This window comes from Acinetobacter legionensis (genome assembly GCF_057165765.1).
In genome coordinates this window covers 3,033,940-3,050,912 of record NZ_CM169896.1, presented here as the reverse complement: position 1 = coordinate 3,050,912, position 16,973 = coordinate 3,033,940, and the positions used below count along the sequence as shown (strand labels likewise).

Below are 16,973 nucleotides of genomic sequence, written 5' to 3'. Positions count from 1 at the left end.
TTTGCTCCCTTTATTGTTGTTAAGGTTTATTTATTTCTAATTTCATTTTATTTATGAGTCTTTTTCCTTACGTATCATGTTGAAAGATCTTGTTTTTTAAAAATAACCGTAAAAATTACTAAACCATCTCGTGATTCAGCTTGGATAGTTGCACCATGAAGTGTCAGGATCGACTTGGTGATAGCAAGCCCTAGACCTGTCCCATCTTCCATGCGTTGTCGAGATGCATCAGTTCGATAGAAACGGTCAAATAATCGAGACAACTGTTCAGCTGACAAGGTTGAGCCTTCATTTTCAATTGAAAAACTATTGTAATCTGCTGTTTGCTGGCATTTAATTTGAATGACCGAGTTTGGCTTGCCATATTTAATCGCATTAGATATTAAATTACTGAGCGCACGGCGTAGCATAGTAATATTTGCATTTACTTTTCCATTACCGAAAAGGTGAAATGTGATATTCTTTTGTGCTGCGAAAGCATCATAAAATTCAAATAATTTATCAAATTCTTCATACAAGTTAATTGTTTGTAAGTTTTTAAGACTAAGACCATTTTCTGCTTTAGCCAAAAACAGCATATCTGAAACGACTCTTGCCAGATGTTCACATTCCTCTAAGTTAGAAAATAAGACTTCTTTATAGGCCTCTATATCACGACTGCGAGATAGACATACTTGGGTTTGAGTCATTAAGTTGTTGATTGGAGTGCGAATTTCGTGCGCAAGATCGGATGAAAAGTCTGAAAGTTTTTCTAAAGCCGACTCTAAACGGTCCAGCATTTCATTAAAGGCGATGGTTAGTGGTTTTAATTCTGTTGGAGTATTCTCAACTTCTAAACGCTCAGATAAATGCTGGGCTGAAATCCCTTCGGCAACTTGTGCTATTTTTTTGATCGGGCGTAATCCTCGCCAAACAGCAAACCATCCTAAAAACATTAAACATAGTGCGCCAATTAAACAAATATAGAATAGCTGGCGTTTGAATGCTTTTAAAAAAGATATATGTTCTGATGTATCAATCGCAACAATAATTTGTGTAGATTGTGCATCTTTATCATCTTCAAAAATATTTTGATAGGCCAGCCCACGATAGTTTTTATTTTGTACTTCCCATTTTAACCATTGATTTTGGTCGGTAGTACCGTGTGGCGTGAGGACAATTTGTGCGGAATTGAATACAATTTGATTTACAGGTCGTTCAATTTGAACAATCAGATTATCATGCCCAATAAGAGAATCTTTTAATAAGGCATTAAGTTTAGATGTGTTGGTTGGGTTTTGTTTTAAGAGATTTTGTATAGACTGAATTTTTCCCTCAAGTAGCACTCGATCCTCACTTTCGAAGTGCTGCGAGACACCAAGAAGTATCACGAAGCCCATGATGATCAAGATGGTGACCGTTGAGAGAGAAAAAAGAATCGCGATTCGAAAACTGATCGCATTGAAGACTTTAAGCCTCATCTTCGATCTCTAGAACATACCCCATTCCCCGAATATTTTGAATCAGTTTAGGTGTAAAGTTACTATCAATTTTATTTCTTAAACGTTTAATTGCGACTTCGACTACATTGGTGTCACTGTCAAAGTTCATATCCCAGACTTGCGATGCAATCAGCGCTCTCGGCAGAATTTCTCCACGTCTACGCATAAATAATTCCATCAGCGCAAATTCTTTTGCCGTTAGATCAATTCGTTGTCCTGCGCGAGTAACACGGCGTTTTCTGATATCAAGTTCGAGATTGGCAATACTGATTAAGTTATGGTCTTCTCTTTGCTGTCCTCGGCGGAGTAAGCTTTTTATTCTTGCAAGGAGTTCGGCAAAAGCAAATGGCTTAACCAGATAGTCATCTGCGCCCAAATCTAAACCTTTTACTCGATCTTCGATTTGATCCCGAGCTGTCAAAAATAAAATGGGCATGTTTTTCCCGCTTTTACGTACAGCTTCAATAATATGCCATCCATCCATTCCGGGTAACATTACATCCATTATAATGACATCGTATTCCTCAGTAAGTGCATATTGTTTACCCGTGAGCCCATCAGTGACCCAATCAGTTATATAACCCGCTTCAGATAAGCCTTGTTTAAGGTAATCACCTGTTTTTTGCTCATCTTCTATTAATAAGATTCTCATTTTAGTGTCCTAAAATACCTTTTAGAAACATAATAGCGTGATAAAACATAAGTTGGATATTGATTACAAAAATGTCATTTTCAGGTCATCTAGATGATCAACTCTTCGATTTACTCTCTTAATAAGTGTCTCTCAATCTCGGAGAAATAAATGCGCACAATTTTGTACATCAGTTCCACGTTGTTTATCTTTGTTGGTACTTCAATTGTTGCTCAGCAATCTTGGGCGGATGTTTCTAAAATGGCGCTCAATGAAAATACGAATATTCATGCAACACAAACAATCCAAAAGCAGTGTTTAATAAAGCGGTGTAATGTACTACCCAGTCGAAGCCTCAACCAATGAACATACACAACACCAGCACGTTCACTTATCCACGATGGCAAAAATTCATCCAACGACAATGCTTAAATGGACTCTTCGACGATGAGGATGAATCATGCAAATATGAGAGGTTAGCTACACCTATTCGATAATTTTAATAAAACTTTGTTTTGAAAATTGAAGCATAAATAAGAGAGGTGAGACCTTATCATCGTCAAACAAAGCATAATTTGCAGGATGCGTTTAATGAAAAATTTATCTAAAAATAACAGTCTTTTAAGTGTTTAAAATTTTTTGGAGTTTTATATGTCTCATATTCAAACTTTACAAGATCCGTTCTTAAATATTTTAAGAAAAAAACGTATTGCAGTTTTTATTTTTCTTGTGAATGGAATTAAATTGCAAGGATATATTGAGTCTTTTGATTCCTATGTATTGATGTTAAGAAACAGCGTAGGTCAAGAACAAATCATATATAAACATTCAATTTCTAGCATAATGCCTACACGGAATATTCGTGTAAATGTTAATGTTTTTCTTGCAAGATTCGATGATCAAAATAATTTCAACAATTCATATGACGCTGGTACTCAAGATAGCTAGAGCCAAATTGATTATGGTTATCAAGATGGCTTTAATGACGAAATACCAGTTAAAGAATTTTTCAAAAGATGAAAAAAAGCAAATTATAAATTTAGACTGGATATAAGTTGTATGAAAATTAAGATTTAAGATATAGCATTGAGCTATGCAATTATTGATCTGTACATTGTGGATTTTCTTTTCATACACTTAATGAGAAAAGCAAAAAAGAAACCACATAAAAAATGAGAAAAACAACTTAAAAAAAGCCCCACGCTAAATGTAGGGCAACAGGATAAAATAACAAGATCTCTCAACGAGCGCTTATTCAGCATCGATGAGATTTTATAAAAATACCAACAGCAAAATGATACCCAACACCACACGATACCACGCGAACACTCTCAAGGTGTGTTTTTCAACAAACTTCACTAAAGCTTTGACCACTAATAATGCTGCAATAAATGCTGCAATAAAACCCACCGAAATATTGATGAGATTGTCTGAAGTTAAAACGTCTGCATTTCGAATCAAATCATAGGTTGCAGCACCTAACATGGTTGGCATCGCAAGGAAAAAAGAAAATTCAGTTGCCGCTTTACGTGATAAACCAGACAACATTCCGCCAATAATGGTTGCGCCTGAACGTGAGGTTCCTGGAATCATAGCAAGACATTGAGCAAATCCAACCAGAATAGCTTGTTTCAAGGTAATGTCAGTGGCTTCTATAGTTTTGGGTTCAAACTTTCTCGCTTCCACAGCAAAAATAATTAAACCACCAATGATTAAAGCAAAGGCTACAACCAAAGGACTAAATAGAACCTGTTTAATAAAATCGACCGCTAACACACCAATCACCACAGCAGGAATGAAAGCAACCAAAACATTAATTGCGAAACGTCTAGCCTGAACATCCCCTGAGAAAAAACCTCGAATTAACTCAATGATTTTTTGTCGGTAAAGCCAACATACCGCTAAGATTGCACCCAATTGGATCACAACCTCAAACACGCGTCCAGAATCTGAATGAAAATCAATTAAATGACCAAATAAGATCAGATGACCTGTACTGGAAATCGGTAAAAATTCAGTTAAACCTTCGATTAACCCCAAAAATAAAGCTTTAAGCAGTTCAAAATTTTCCATAAATGAAATAAACAAGCGTTTTAAAATTTGAACCTTTGTAATGTATTTAGGGCTGTTTATAAATGAAAAAAGACAAAATTTTACGAAATTTTTACGCGGCTGATCTGACTGTAAATAGAGAGTTTACGGGGAATTTTTAGATACTGAGTCGTGGAATATCCCAGTGTTTAGGATGAAAAAAGATGAGTGCTAAATTTATAGCGCATCAACAAGTACAGCATCCAAAATTATGCTTACTTCAAAAACATATAAATCATTGCAATATCGACATTTTTAATTTGAGTCATTCAAGTTGGGGGGGAATGTCATGTTAGAGTTGATTTTAGTCTTGGTGATTGTGGTGCTTTTGGCTTTTCCTTTAGGGAAATATCTTGCCTGTATCATGCAAAATAAAGACATGAAAATTGATCCAGTGTTTAGCTGGATTGAAAAGCCAATTTATCGTGTTTTTGGCACAAATCCTAAACAGGGCATGAATGCAAAGACCTATTCACTCAGCTTTGTGATGAGTTGTATTGTGATTGGATTGGTGACTTGGGTACTGTTTATGTGCCAAGCAAGTTTGCCACTCAATCCAAATAATGCACCCAATATGTCATGGGATTTAGCACTACATACCATGATTTCATTTCTGACCAATACCAACCAACAACATTATTCAGGTCAGGCACAACTGTCATATTTATCACAGATGGTTGGAATTGTTGGGTTGCAAATCATTACTCCAATGATGGGTTTGGCAATGGTGGTGGCAACGGTACGTGCTTTGTTTTATCCTCAATCAAATACTTTATCAGAATCAGATCAAAATCTAAGCTTTGAAAATAAAGTTAAAAAAATCAATGTGGGTAATTATTGGGCCGACGTGATTCGCCCAACCTTTCGGTTTTTAATTCCGTTATGCATGATTTGGTCATTATTACTGAATAGCCAAGGTGTGCCATCAACCTTTCAAGGTGGCCCAGAAGTTCAAGTCATTGACCAAGCCGCTGAATTAAAAACTCAAAAAATTCCACTTGGTCCAGTTGCACCAATGGTTGCGATTAAGCAATTGGGCAGTAATGGTGGTGGTTGGTATGGGCCTAACAGTAGTGTGCCATTAGAGAATCCAACCCCATTTTCAAATTTCTTAGAAATGATTGCGATTTTACTTATTCCTATCGCCGTGATTTTTATGTTGGGATTTTTAACCAAACGGGCAAAATTTGCTGGCTTTGTTTTTGGCTCGATGTTGCTGATGTCAGTGATTTCCGCCACAACGGCAATCTGGTCTGAAAGCCTTTCATCTTCAGCAATGCAAATTTATGCCATGGAAGGCAAGGAGGTACGTTTTGGTGAAGCATCTTCTGCGCTGTGGGCAGCATTAACTACACAGGTCAACAACGGTTCAGTCAATATGATGCATGATTCTGCATCTCCCTTAACTGGTTTAGTTGCGCTTGCAAATATGCTAATCAATGCGATCTGGGGTGGGATTGGCTGTGGTTTACAACAATTTATGATCTATTTGTTTTTGGCTGTATTTATTGCTGGGTTGATGACAGGACGTACGCCGGAATTATTTGGACGCAAAATTGAAGCAGGTGAAATCAAATTACTTGCTGTGGTGATCTTAATTCAGCCGATTACGATTCTGGGTTTAAGCTCAATTGCTTTGTTTTTCCCTGAGCTTACAGGTAATAGCAATCCGCAATATCATGCCATTTCCCAAGTCTTGTATGAGTATGTTTCGGCTTTTGCCAATAATGGTTCCGGTTTCGAAGGTTTAGCTGACAATACAGTGTGGTGGAATGTTAGCTGTGTCATTGCTTTGCTGCTTGGACGTTTCCCAACATTGATCATCCCGCTAATGATTGCTGCTCGTTTAGCTGCAAAGCGTCAAGCTCCTGAAAGCAGTGGTAGTTTAAAAGTGGAAACCCCAACTTTTGCCTTCACTCTGATCGCAATTGTGGTGATGTTGACTTTATTACAATTTATGCCAGTCCTTGTTTTAGGGCCTATTGCTGATCAGCTGTTATTGGTACAAGGCTAAGGTGAAGACAATGAATCATTCAAAACAATCTATTCAAAAACACTCTACTAAAAATATATCATCAACTTTATTCCAAGGCGAAGCCTGGAAAAATGCCTTGATTAAATTGTTACCACAACATGCCATTAAAAATCCGGTGATGGCGATTGTTTGGCTGGGCACCATCATCACACTAGTCAGTACTTTAGCGGGCAAAGCCAATATAATATTTGGCTTATCTGTGACTTTGATTTTATTTATCACCGTATTGTTTGCTAACTATGCTGAAGCCATTGCAGAAGCCAAAGGTCGTGGTCAAGCTTCTTCTTTAAGACAAGCCCGTCAAAATTTGACCGCACGTCGACTCAGCTCTAAAGAGGATGTAGATGGGGTACAAATTGCTGCAAGCTTATTAAAAATGAATGACTTGATTGAAGTCCGTGCAGGAGAACTTATTCCAGCGGATGGTGAAATTATTCATGGTTTTGCGACAATTAATGAAGCAGCGGTGACAGGGGAGTCAGCACCTGTATTACGTGAAGCAGGTACAGATAAGTCGGGTGTGATTGGGGGAACTAAAGTTTTAACCGATCGTATTGTGGTACAAGTCACCGCAGAAGCGGGTAACAGCTTTCTTGATCGTATGATTGCTTTGGTTGAGGGGTCTAATCGTCAGAAAACACCCAATGAAATCGCACTGGGCATTTTACTGACTGTTATGACTGTCACTTTTATTGCAGTGGTGGTGAGTTTACCTTTTATTGGACATTTCTTAAAAATTGAAATCAATCCTATTCTTTTGGTGGCGCTGTTGGTGTGTTTAATTCCAACTACGATTGGAGGGTTGTTGCCTGCAATCGGGATAGCGGGGATGAATCGGGCTTTAAAAGCCAATGTGATTGCCAAATCGGGTAAAGCCGTTGAGGTGGCTGGTGATGTGGATGTATTACTGCTCGATAAAACAGGTACCATCACTTACGGTGATCGTCAGGCAACAGCATTTTTCCCACTGACAGGCGTGACTGAGTCGGAACTTCGTCAAGCCGCAATATTGACCTCACTTGCAGACCCAACCCCAGAAGGCAAATCCATTGTAGTTTTGGCAAAAGAGCAAGGCGAACATATTGTTGAGCCTGAACAAGTCGAGTTTATTGCATTCAATGCAGCAACTCGAATCTCTGGGGTAAATTTACTGAATGGACCTCAAATTCGCAAAGGGGCATTAGATGCAATTCTTAAATTTGTTTCACAGAATCTTGAGAATCATAGTGAGTTGAGAACCCGTGTAGAGCAGGTGGCTTCAAAAGGTGCTACGCCGTTAGTTGTGGCAAAAGATCAGAATATTCTTGGAGTAATTGAACTTTCAGATGTGATTAAACAAGGCATCAAGGAAAAATTTGCCCGCTTACGTGAAATGGGTATCAAAACAGTCATGGTCACAGGTGATAACCCTTTAACCGCTGCTGCTATTGCGGCTGAAGCCGGTGTCGATGATTACATTGCTGAAGCAAAACCCGAAGACAAGTTAAATTGTATTCGTGATGAACAGAATAAAGGTCATCTGGTCGCTATGGTTGGAGACGGAACCAATGATGCACCTGCTTTGGCGCAAGCTGATATTGGTTTGGCTATGAACTCTGGGACCCAAGCAGCAAAAGAAGCTGGCAATATGGTGGATCTGGATTCGGACCCAACTAAATTGTTATCGGTGGTTGAGATAGGTAAACAGCAGTTGATTACGCGTGGCGCATTGACCACCTTTTCATTGGCAAATGACATTTCAAAATACTTTGCAATTTTACCTGCTTTATTTGTAGCAGCCATTCCCCAAATGGGCGCCTTAAATATTATGCGCTTGGGAAGTTCAGAAAGTGCAATTCTTTCTGCACTTATTTTCAATGCCATCATTATTCCATTACTGATTCCAATTGCATTGCGTGGGGTGAAGTTTAAGCCTTCAACATCGACGCAATTATTACGTCGAAATATGTTGATCTACGGTGTGGGTGGTGTGTTGTTGCCATTTATCGCTATCAAAGTGATTGATCTAATGATCAGCCCTTTATTGGCGCTTTAGAAATTTTGAGGATGATAGAAATGAAGACTGAAAATAATCTATTGGTTGAATCAGCGTTTGTTGGCTTAACCCGAGCATCATTCGGACTAACCATCGTTGCTTTGGGCCTATGTGGGTTTGTCTACAGTGCCGCCGCAACAGGACTGGGGCAAATTCTTTTTGATCAACAAGCCAACGGGAGTTTGATTGTTGAAAATGATCGAGTACTAGGCTCTCAACTGGTTGCACAACCTTTTGTGCAAGCGCAATATTTTCAACCAAGACCATCTGCTGCCAATTATGATCCTATGGCAATGGCGGGAAGTAATATGGCACGAACCAATCCTGATTTGCATAAGGCTGTAGATGCACGTTTAGATAAAATCGCGATGCAGGAGCACATTGAAAAAAGTGCTATTCCTGCTGATTTGGTCACAGCTTCAGGGAGTGGAATTGATCCTCAAATCAGTCTTCAATCTGCAATGATTCAGGTGAAACGTGTCGCTAAAGCAAGACATTTGCAGGAACAGGATGTGATAAGGTTAGTACAAGAAAGTAGCTTACAACCGACATTTGGAATTTTAGGGCAAGCCAGAGTCAATGTACTTGAATTAAATTTGGCTTTGGATCAAATTGTAAAAAAATGAATTGATTAAGAGCATCAAACTGAAATGAACCTAGGATGAGGGCACAGTATTTCCCTAATTTTAAAGAGGGGGTTATTAGGATTCTATTTTTAGTGTGAATTCAAACAGCCTCTCTTTTTGCTTTTGCTCATAGATGGATCAAGTGCAATCCAACGATATTTCCCAATGGGAATTTGTGCTATTGAGTGGCAGTACAGCGACACAACTGGACCTCGATTCATAAATATTAAACAAGCAGACGGTGATGACCGATTATAGAAATAATAAAGCAGATGTTCTGCTGCAACACACTCAGCGATATCAATCTGGGCGCCTCACCATATTTTTAGGTGCTGCACCTGGCGTGGGGAAGACTTTTGCAATGTTAGTGCGTGCACATGAACTTGCCTTGCAAGGTGTCAACATTGTAATTGGCTATGTTGAAACCCATGGTCGCATTGAAACTGAAAACCTCATCTCAGGTTTGGTGATCATTCCAAGAAAGGCGATTGAATATCAAGGGCATTATCTTGAAGAAATGGATCTTGATGCTGTACTTGCAAGCAAACCCAGTATTGTTTTAGTGGATGAATTTGCGCATAGCAATATGCCAAATAGTCGTCATGAAAAACGTTGGCAAGATATCAATGAGCTATTGGATGCGGGTATTGATGTATTTACCACCATGAATATTCAGCACCTAGAAAGTTTAAATGACGTGGTCTATCAAATTACGGGTATTCGGGTGACTGAAACCGTACCTGATCGAGTGTTTGAGCGGATTCGTGATATTCGATTAATTGATTTACCTGTCAATGAATTACTTGAGCGTTTAAATCAGGGTAAAGTCTATGTCCCTGAGCAAGCTGAACAGGCATTGCAACGCTTTTTCAACAGTTCAAATCTTACAGCATTACGTGAATTGGCAATGCAAACCGTTGCTAGTCATGTCGATACCGATGTTCGAGAAAATTTTGCCATACAAGGGCTTGTTCCCATTCCTCTGAAAAATCATATTTTAATTATGCTTGAAGGCAATGGACAGGCGGAGGCTTTGGTTCGTGCTGGTTGTCGAATTGCAGAAAATCGTCAGGCAAATTGGACTGTGGTAATTTTTTCTAAAGATTCAAAAATAACGGAAAAACAAGATAATTTATCGAGTCGAGAAATTGAACGAGCTCTAAACTTAACCCGTCAATTGGGTGGAATGACTGAAATACTCTATGGTCAGCAACATGCAAAAACGCTTTTTGACTATGTGATTGATCGAGGCATTTCAACTTTGGTATTGGCGCAATCTCATCGGCAAGTCTTTCCTTTGGGTTTAAATTTTGTTGATCAATTACTTAAATACCAGCCAAATTTTGAATTAAGTATTGTCCCGATTCTCGCTGAACAAAGTCGGCAGCCCTTTTTCCACGATACGCATTCGTTTCTAAACCTTAGAGAAATACTTTTTGTTTTAGCCACCACTGTTATCAGTATTGTGATTGCAAGTCTAGGCGAAAAGTATTTAGGGATTGAAGAGCTTTCCGTAATTTTTATCACTGCCGTGGTATTTGTGGCATCTAGGACACGAATGCTGGCTGCGGTATTTTCAGCGCTGTTGTTCTTTTTGGCTTATAACTTTTTCTTTATTTCACCTAAATTTACCTTACAGATTTCGGCACATCAGGGCGTGATTACCGTGGTTGCTTTTTTAGGAGCAGCATTGATTTCCAGTCGTTTAGCTTCACGACTTAAAGAGCAAGTCATGGCTTTAAAAGCTGCCAATAGCTATAATAGTATTATGCAAGATTTAGGTCAAAAGTTGTCCACAGCGATTGATTTAGAGCAAGTCCAGAAAATAGCAGAAAGTAGTTTAAGTAAAAATTTATCGGCCGAGGTCTGGTTTTATTTCCCAGAATCATCAACGTCTTCGCTTGAAGTTATCAACAGTAAAGAAAAAATTTCAGCAGATTGGACGTTCAAAAACCATCAACCTTCAGGACGATTTACCCAAACATTGACTGAAAATGATTGGTGGTTTTTACCCTTATTGGCCTCAAAGCAATGTTTCGGGGTGGTGGGCGTAAAGTTTCTCAAAAACGCATCTGTATTAAATACTGAACAGAAGCAACTGACTGAAGCCATGGTTGAATATATTGCTCAAGCGATTTCTCGAACCCAACTCACCAAAGCATTGGAAATTGCTAATGTGAGTTCAGAAACCGAGAGATTACGTTCGGCACTGTTATCATCCGTTTCTCATGATTTACGCTCACCTTTAGCCTCTATGATTGGTGCGGCTGATACTTTGAGCAATTATCGTCACTCGATGGATCAACAAGATCAAGATAGTTTGTTAGAAGCCATCCATTTAGAAGGTGAGCGACTCGATCGCTATATTCAAAATTTGTTAGATATGACACGCTTAGGGCATGAAGGTTTAACGCTTAAACGAGACTGGATTGGTGTCGATGAATTGATTGGTTCAGCGGTGCGCCGTTTAAAACGTTATATGCCAAATAGTCTTGTTGACGTTGATTTACCCGACCAAACACTCAGCCTATTTGTTCATGCAGCTTTAATTGAACAAGCGATTTTTAATGTATTGGAAAATGCAGCCAAGTTTTCACCAGAACATAAAGCGGTCAGTATTAAAGTTCTACAACTGAATGAAAATGAACTTGAAATTTCGATTAGTGATCAAGGCTTAGGAATTCCAGAAGATGAACGTGAGCGTATTTTTGATATGTTCTATACTATGGAACGAGGGGACCGTGGGCAGTATGGCACAGGATTAGGTTTAACGATCGTCAAAGCAATTATTGGTGCGCATATGGGTAAAATTAGCGCATCCTCAGCCAAAAATAATCAAGGGACTTGCATCCGTATGCAATTGCCTATCCAGCAGATTGGATAAGTGCATTTAGTAATTTTAGGAAAAAGCATGCCAGAACAAAATGTATCGACAAGCTCCATGACCAATGTGTTGATTATTGATGATGAAACTCAAATTCGTAAGTTTCTTGATATTGCACTTAGAGCGCAGGGTTATAAGACACTGTTGGCTGAAAATGGACAAAAGGGTTTAGAGCTTTTGGCTTTACAGGGAGCTGATTTAATTATTCTAGATTTAGGACTGCCGGATTTAGATGGTTTAGAGGTCTTATCTGAGTTAAGGGCTTGGTCGCATGTCCCTGTGATTGTTTTGTCAGTACGTTCCAATGAAGAGGAAAAAGTCAAATTGCTAGATGCTGGAGCCAATGATTATGTGACCAAGCCTTTTAGTGTTCAGGAGCTTATGGCTCGGATTCGGGTGTTGCTCAGACAATTTCAAAACGTTGCTGTGGAGTCAGCATTTTTTGATGATGGGTTTTTAAAGATTGATTTTGCCCAAAGACAAGTGTTTTTAAACCAGCAACTTATTTCTCTAACCCGAAAAGAATATCAACTTCTCACTTTATTGGCTCAGCACAAAGGTCAGTTGATTACTCAACCTCAGATTTTGAGTGATTTATGGGGTCCAACCCATCAGGAAGATACCCACTATCTACGAATTTTGGTGGCCAAATTACGTGGAAAACTGAATGATAATGCTGTACAACCCAAATATATTGTAACTGAACCAGGCGTAGGGCTACGCTTTGTGGGATAAATTTTACGTCTAACTGTATCTTTATAGTTGTGAAACACACAGTCTAAATTTGGTGCAATTATAGTTTAATAAATAAAGCGTAATGAAATATATTTTATCCAGTTTAAGCTACTGATTTGTGTTACCTTAGCTTTGATCGAATCCGTAAGCGAAACGGAAGTGTTTAGGTTGTTACAGGAATTGCGTATTCCCTCTAAATAGATTTAAAACCTAAGCAGTTAACGCTGAGCATGAGTTCGCAGCATGCCGATCTAAAAGCCCGCATTTTTGTGGGCTTTTTTACATCTTGTGATAATCTTGATTTTTTATATGAATTATAGTTTTATAAAAAACACAAAAAAACTTACCGAACATCGGTAAGTTTTTTAGATTAAGCTTTAGATATTATTTAGGTTGAGTTGTATCAGGTTTTTTCACTTCTTTATTGTCCTGATTTGGATTAGGAGGTGTCGCCCCTGGTGTTGCTTGAGGTGCATCTTTAGGTGGAGTTTGCTCAACGTTTTTAGTATCTGAATTTGCTTGAGTTGAATTTTGTGAAAAACTTTTAAATGACATTCTAGTCTTCTTAAATTGTGAAGTGAGTCTGTATAGTAGTCTTTAAATTTACTTACACTAAGGTAGTTGTGAGAGCCATATGTGGAGATATGTTCGGTAGACTGAGTTTATATCGACAAAATATATTTATAAAAATATCAAATGTTTGTAGTGTATTGTTTTAAATGGCGATATAAATAATTTGTAAATACAGCCACGTACATAAACATTACAAAGCCATTATATAAAAGGCTATTTTTAATTTAAAATAATTAAATGTTATTTAAGTTGCATATTATATTGCTTTAGCGTAGTATGGAAAATACTAAAGTAGATGTGCTTAATATATAAGCAAGACTTGAAGGTTGGCTTCAACTCTGACTTCTGCAATATCAAGCTGATGTAAATATCAAAAGTTTAAATTAAGGTTAGATGCCTTCTTATCGTTAGTTCCAAAAATATATCTGTTGGTCTTAATAGTTAAATACTTCTCTGTTTGCAAAAGCTCAAAACAATTGAGTGAAAAATGAATATTTTAAATGGCTGGACAATAGCCTCTGCAGTAAATGGCGATGAAATTCGCGTAAAGATCGTTCCTTTAAAAAGACAACAAAGCAACCGCACTGGTATGAGTTGGGTCGAAGTAGGGAAAAAGATTGAGTTAGAATCTGGTGACGATCGTCAATTTAATATTGATGGTTCATCTTTCTATCTTAACCAAAATCAACTCTATCGAATTGCGATATAACTCGTAATAGATATTTTAAAAAAGCTCATCGCTAGATGGGCTTTTTTTATGGGCGAAAAGCATATCCTGGATGCTTGAACACTAAAAATTAAGCCATCGTTTTTAATCTGTTTTTATTGATGAATATTGTACATTTTTAAAATAATTGAACTGAAAAGGAATGTCTAAATGATAAAAACTTATCATGTGACTGTTTGGTTACATGGGGGATTTTTTTCAATCACGCATGATACTGAAAATTCTATGAATTACTTATATTTCTGAAATTAAATGTAATAAAGTTTCACACAAACTTGCATAACTCACATATCGAAATACTTTATGTAGAATTTGATGGTATCACTAATACACGTTATTCAATTCAGTATGAGGTATGTCATGTTTAAGACAGTAGCATTATTAGGGACAGGCGTTGCAATTGCTTATTACTATCGGTCTCATAAAAATAATGCTGAAAAAACCAAGGGCAAAAATTTAGCGAAAACCAAAGAGGATGCTCACAAAGAGTCCTTAGCATAAGTATTAAACTAACTTTTTAATGAAAAAACCACCAAGTAGGTGGTTTTTTCATTTGTTTAACGCAATGGAAAACATAATCTAGAAAAGTGTACTTTAAAGTAACAACAAGCTTCGGCAATAAAAGCCCTTTAAAGGGCTTTGTTTTGATAGCTCAGAGCTAAAGCGAATCGGACTTAATTTTGATGTTGATTAAACCAATCCGTTGCATGTGCAACTGTTCTGTCAACAATGTCAGGTTGTTCGTAATACTGGAAATGATTGGTTCCATTTTCCCAGATAAGCTTTTTATCTGATGTTGGAATTGACTCGAAATGACGACGGGCCGCTGCTGGATTCATACAGGTATCTGAATGAATGATAAGCGCAGGTTTCTTTAATTTTGCAACACCCGCTACAGTTGAATAAGAAAAATGATCAAGATCACTCATAATCGCGTAGCGATTCTCCCAGTTTTTTAGCGTCCATGCTCCATACCAACTCCATATAATTGGACCAGGTAAACCTGCATTCGAGCCTTTGACGCGATCACCAAGGTCTGGCGATACTAAGGGTTGGTAGATCACCTCACCTGTTGTTTCATAAAGTATTTTGGCATTATGTGCTTTCTCTAAACGGATCGCTAATAGTGCTTCTAACTCTTCGATCGTAGGTGCAGATTCAACATCAAATGGATTTGCTGTAACACCTGCCGCAAGCATAAATAAATCAGTTTCTTTATCTCGATAGTATCCAGTAACAGAAACAACGGCTTTGACACGATCTTCATAAGAAGCGATATCTAGCATTTCAGGTCCACCTTGGCAAACTCCTAATAGAAATATTTTATCGGTATCGATATCGTTACGGGTACAGATGTAATCAATTGCAGCAATGACATCTTCATTTTTCATTTTTGGATTTTCAAGACGTCGTGGCATGCCTTGACTCTCGCCAACAGTTCTTGGATCAAATGCGAGGGTGATAAAACCTTCATCTGCTAAACGCGTCGCATACTGAGTGGGTGCCTGTTCTTTTTGAAAAGAATATGGCCCAAGAATGATAATAATAGGGAGTTTCCCATCAGTATTTGGTTTATATAAATCGCCAACTACGGCATCGCCATGTGAATCAAATGTTATTTTTTCTACAGCATAGTTACCATGTTTGGGCATTGTAATTTTCCTTATCATCAATTTTGAGTACTCATTCAGCCTATATAAATATATTATTGAGAACAATCTCATAAAACTTTATAGAATAGTGAAAATGGCTCATCAATTGAAAAGCGGTGAACTCTTTGCTTTAACCATTTTTTTATCTGTGGCCTCTCATCGAAACTTTCGTGCAGCTTCGGTTGAGTTAAACGTCACACCTTCAGCAATTAGTCATGCCATAAAAGGTTTGGAAAGCCGCTTAAGTGTTCGGCTTTTTAATCGAACCACACGTAGCGTTTCTTTGACTGATGCTGGAATCAAATTGGTTGATTCACTTCGACCATCCATGGAAAATATTTCAAATGCGCTGAATCATTTAGATGATTTTAGAGATCAGCCGAGTGGTGTACTTAGAATTAATGCCAGTGAAGGGGCAGTTAGGTTGGTTTTAAAGCCCGTTCTTAAAAAGTTCTTACAACATTATCCATTGGTTCATTTAGATATTGTGTGTGATGGTAAATTAACCAATATCGTTGGAGAAAATTTTGATGCAGGCATACGGCTTGCAGATGATATTCCTAAAGAGATGGTTGCAATCCGTTTGACTGAAACCGCACGCTTTGTAGCTGTCGCATCACCTGACTATTTATTAAAAAATTCCACGCCACTTGTTCCGCATGATCTTTATGAACATGATTGTATTCGTTTCCGTTTTGATAGTGGCTTAATCTTTCGATGGGAATTTGATATGAATGGCATTATTGAAAAAATAGACGTCAAAGGCCCACTGACACTTACAGATCAAACATTAATGGTTGACGCTGCAATAGATGGTATTGGTATCGCATTTGTGCCTGATCATTTGGTGAAAAATGCTGTGGAAATGCAACAATTAAGTATTGTTTTGGAAAAGTTTAGCCCAATTTATCGTGGTCTTAGCCTTTACTATCCAGGTTATCGTCATGTATCCACTACACTCAAGGCGCTTATCAATATGCTTCGTGATTCATTGGGTTATTGATATTTATTATGCATTTTCCCAATTGTTGAAGAAAGCTTGACAAAAAAGATGTGATTGTAGAACCGAAGTTATTCACCTCTAAGGAAAAAATAAAAAGTATTTTATAGAAATCCATATTTTTTTTAGGGTTTTTGTCAAAGTACTTTGCTTAATTTCGAAAAATAGGACATAACTATTAGAGTGAAAATTTTTAATTACTAGGGGAATAAATAATGCTTTCAAAATTTGCCACTCGATTCGCAAGTATTTTGTTTGGAATATTGGCTTTAATCGCGATCGTGATTCATTTTGTTTTTTCGAATCAGCTATCCATTGATCTATGGATTGTTCTCTTCCCTGTTATTTTAGCAGTTCCAATTTTAACAGCAGTTCTGATGACAGGTGATGATGAGTTGGGTGTTCACTCTAATGAGTGGAATAACTCATAATTTTTAGACTTAAGCTCATCGAAAGGTGGGCTTTTTAGTGTATGAAAGAATAGATTTTTGAATCTATTCAGC

General features: G+C 37.7%; 15 protein-coding genes and 1 pseudogene. 11 read left to right on the top strand and 5 right to left on the bottom strand.

The genetic code is table 11. The annotated features are described in order from the left end of the window. Positions 1–74: 74 nt before the first annotated feature. Positions 75–1,460 (bottom strand): heavy metal sensor histidine kinase, encoded by a 1,386-nt coding sequence (locus AC2G3J_RS13955; protein ID WP_483770146.1) that lies wholly within the window; start codon positions 1,458–1,460, stop codon positions 75–77. Continuing rightward, positions 1,450–2,133 (bottom strand): heavy metal response regulator transcription factor, encoded by a 684-nt coding sequence (locus AC2G3J_RS13950; protein ID WP_483770145.1) that lies wholly within the window; start codon positions 2,131–2,133, stop codon positions 1,450–1,452. Before AC2G3J_RS13950 ends, AC2G3J_RS13955 begins: the two co-directional genes overlap by 11 nt. 150 nt (positions 2,134–2,283) lie before the next feature. On the opposite strand from AC2G3J_RS13950, the gene AC2G3J_RS13945 reads away from it, so the two are divergent. Both AC2G3J_RS13945 and hfq read left to right on the top strand, forming a co-directional pair. Beyond that, positions 2,284–2,478 carry a hypothetical protein gene (locus AC2G3J_RS13945; RefSeq protein ID WP_336953938.1) on the top strand — a complete coding sequence of 65 codons (195 nt, stop codon included), beginning with the start codon at positions 2,284–2,286 and terminating at the stop codon, positions 2,476–2,478. Positions 2,479–2,763: 285 nt separating this feature from the next. Continuing rightward, a pseudogene (gene hfq / locus AC2G3J_RS13940) lies at positions 2,764–2,976 on the top strand (RNA chaperone Hfq); the annotation flags it as partial. A 408-nt stretch (positions 2,977–3,384) separates the two neighbouring features. Here hfq and AC2G3J_RS13935 read toward each other — a convergent pair. Continuing rightward, the gene (locus AC2G3J_RS13935; RefSeq protein WP_419361035.1) at positions 3,385–4,185 is read right to left on the bottom strand and encodes an undecaprenyl-diphosphate phosphatase; all 801 of its coding nucleotides are present in this window, start codon (positions 4,183–4,185) and stop codon (positions 3,385–3,387) included. A 307-nt stretch (positions 4,186–4,492) separates the two neighbouring features. Here AC2G3J_RS13935 and kdpA point away from each other — a divergent pair, with 307 nt between their 5' ends. The 5 genes from kdpA (at position 4,493) to AC2G3J_RS13910 (ending at position 12,518) form a co-directional block, all read left to right on the top strand. Then, positions 4,493–6,217, top strand: coding sequence for a potassium-transporting ATPase subunit KdpA (gene kdpA / locus AC2G3J_RS13930; protein WP_419820699.1), 1,725 nt, complete (start codon positions 4,493–4,495; stop codon positions 6,215–6,217). 10 nt (positions 6,218–6,227) lie between these two features. Then, positions 6,228–8,273 carry a potassium-transporting ATPase subunit KdpB gene (kdpB, locus tag AC2G3J_RS13925; RefSeq protein ID WP_419328167.1) on the top strand — a complete coding sequence of 682 codons (2,046 nt, stop codon included), beginning with the start codon at positions 6,228–6,230 and terminating at the stop codon, positions 8,271–8,273. A 20-nt stretch (positions 8,274–8,293) separates the two neighbouring features. Beyond that, on the top strand, positions 8,294–8,899 hold the full coding sequence (kdpC, locus tag AC2G3J_RS13920) for a potassium-transporting ATPase subunit KdpC (RefSeq protein WP_336953934.1): 606 nt from the start codon (positions 8,294–8,296) through the stop codon (positions 8,897–8,899). A 244-nt stretch (positions 8,900–9,143) separates the two neighbouring features. After that, positions 9,144–11,783: an ATP-binding protein gene (locus AC2G3J_RS13915; protein ID WP_483770144.1), complete on the top strand. Its 2,640-nt coding sequence runs from the start codon at positions 9,144–9,146 to the stop codon at positions 11,781–11,783. Positions 11,784–11,810: 27 nt separating this feature from the next. Further along, the gene (locus tag AC2G3J_RS13910) at positions 11,811–12,518 is read left to right on the top strand and encodes a response regulator (protein WP_336953932.1); all 708 of its coding nucleotides are present in this window, start codon (positions 11,811–11,813) and stop codon (positions 12,516–12,518) included. Positions 12,519–12,902: 384 nt separating this feature from the next. Here the strand turns inward: AC2G3J_RS13910 and AC2G3J_RS13905 are convergent, their stop codons facing one another. After that, positions 12,903–13,073 carry a hypothetical protein gene (locus AC2G3J_RS13905; protein ID WP_336953931.1) on the bottom strand — a complete coding sequence of 57 codons (171 nt, stop codon included), beginning with the start codon at positions 13,071–13,073 and terminating at the stop codon, positions 12,903–12,905. A 505-nt stretch (positions 13,074–13,578) separates the two neighbouring features. Between AC2G3J_RS13905 and AC2G3J_RS13900 the strand changes: the two genes are divergently transcribed. Together AC2G3J_RS13900 and AC2G3J_RS13895 are read left to right on the top strand one after the other, a co-directional pair. After that, complete coding sequence (locus AC2G3J_RS13900) at positions 13,579–13,800, top strand: hypothetical protein (protein WP_004722098.1); 222 nt, start codon at positions 13,579–13,581, stop codon at positions 13,798–13,800. 378 nt (positions 13,801–14,178) lie between these two features. Further along, positions 14,179–14,319: a hypothetical protein gene (locus tag AC2G3J_RS13895; protein ID WP_336953930.1), complete on the top strand. Its 141-nt coding sequence runs from the start codon at positions 14,179–14,181 to the stop codon at positions 14,317–14,319. Between the two features lie 173 nt (positions 14,320–14,492). Here the strand turns inward: AC2G3J_RS13895 and AC2G3J_RS13890 are convergent, their stop codons facing one another. Then, complete coding sequence (locus AC2G3J_RS13890; protein ID WP_483770143.1) at positions 14,493–15,470, bottom strand: alpha/beta hydrolase; 978 nt, start codon at positions 15,468–15,470, stop codon at positions 14,493–14,495. Between the two features lie 94 nt (positions 15,471–15,564). Between AC2G3J_RS13890 and AC2G3J_RS13885 the strand changes: the two genes are divergently transcribed. Together AC2G3J_RS13885 and AC2G3J_RS13880 are read left to right on the top strand one after the other, a co-directional pair. Beyond that, positions 15,565–16,473: a LysR family transcriptional regulator gene (locus AC2G3J_RS13885; protein WP_483770142.1), complete on the top strand. Its 909-nt coding sequence runs from the start codon at positions 15,565–15,567 to the stop codon at positions 16,471–16,473. Between the two features lie 212 nt (positions 16,474–16,685). Further along, positions 16,686–16,901, top strand: coding sequence for a hypothetical protein (locus AC2G3J_RS13880; protein ID WP_336953927.1), 216 nt, complete (start codon positions 16,686–16,688; stop codon positions 16,899–16,901). Positions 16,902–16,973: the final 72 nt, after the last annotated feature.

Coding starts and splice junctions, on each gene's coding strand:
- AC2G3J_RS13955 (WP_483770146.1), bottom strand. CDS start 1,460: ATGAGGCTTAAAGTCTTCAATGCGATCAGTTTTCGAATCGCGATTCTT.
- AC2G3J_RS13950 (WP_483770145.1), bottom strand. CDS start 2,133: ATGAGAATCTTATTAATAGAAGATGAGCAAAAAACAGGTGATTACCTT.
- AC2G3J_RS13945 (WP_336953938.1), top strand. CDS start 2,284: ATGCGCACAATTTTGTACATCAGTTCCACGTTGTTTATCTTTGTTGGT.
- AC2G3J_RS13935 (WP_419361035.1), bottom strand. CDS start 4,185: ATGGAAAATTTTGAACTGCTTAAAGCTTTATTTTTGGGGTTAATCGAA.
- kdpA (WP_419820699.1), top strand. CDS start 4,493: ATGTTAGAGTTGATTTTAGTCTTGGTGATTGTGGTGCTTTTGGCTTTT.
- kdpB (WP_419328167.1), top strand. CDS start 6,228: ATGAATCATTCAAAACAATCTATTCAAAAACACTCTACTAAAAATATA.
- kdpC (WP_336953934.1), top strand. CDS start 8,294: ATGAAGACTGAAAATAATCTATTGGTTGAATCAGCGTTTGTTGGCTTA.
- AC2G3J_RS13915 (WP_483770144.1), top strand. CDS start 9,144: ATGACCGATTATAGAAATAATAAAGCAGATGTTCTGCTGCAACACACT.
- AC2G3J_RS13910 (WP_336953932.1), top strand. CDS start 11,811: ATGCCAGAACAAAATGTATCGACAAGCTCCATGACCAATGTGTTGATT.
- AC2G3J_RS13905 (WP_336953931.1), bottom strand. CDS start 13,073: ATGTCATTTAAAAGTTTTTCACAAAATTCAACTCAAGCAAATTCAGAT.
- AC2G3J_RS13900 (WP_004722098.1), top strand. CDS start 13,579: ATGAATATTTTAAATGGCTGGACAATAGCCTCTGCAGTAAATGGCGAT.
- AC2G3J_RS13895 (WP_336953930.1), top strand. CDS start 14,179: ATGTTTAAGACAGTAGCATTATTAGGGACAGGCGTTGCAATTGCTTAT.
- AC2G3J_RS13890 (WP_483770143.1), bottom strand. CDS start 15,470: ATGCCCAAACATGGTAACTATGCTGTAGAAAAAATAACATTTGATTCA.
- AC2G3J_RS13885 (WP_483770142.1), top strand. CDS start 15,565: ATGGCTCATCAATTGAAAAGCGGTGAACTCTTTGCTTTAACCATTTTT.
- AC2G3J_RS13880 (WP_336953927.1), top strand. CDS start 16,686: ATGCTTTCAAAATTTGCCACTCGATTCGCAAGTATTTTGTTTGGAATA.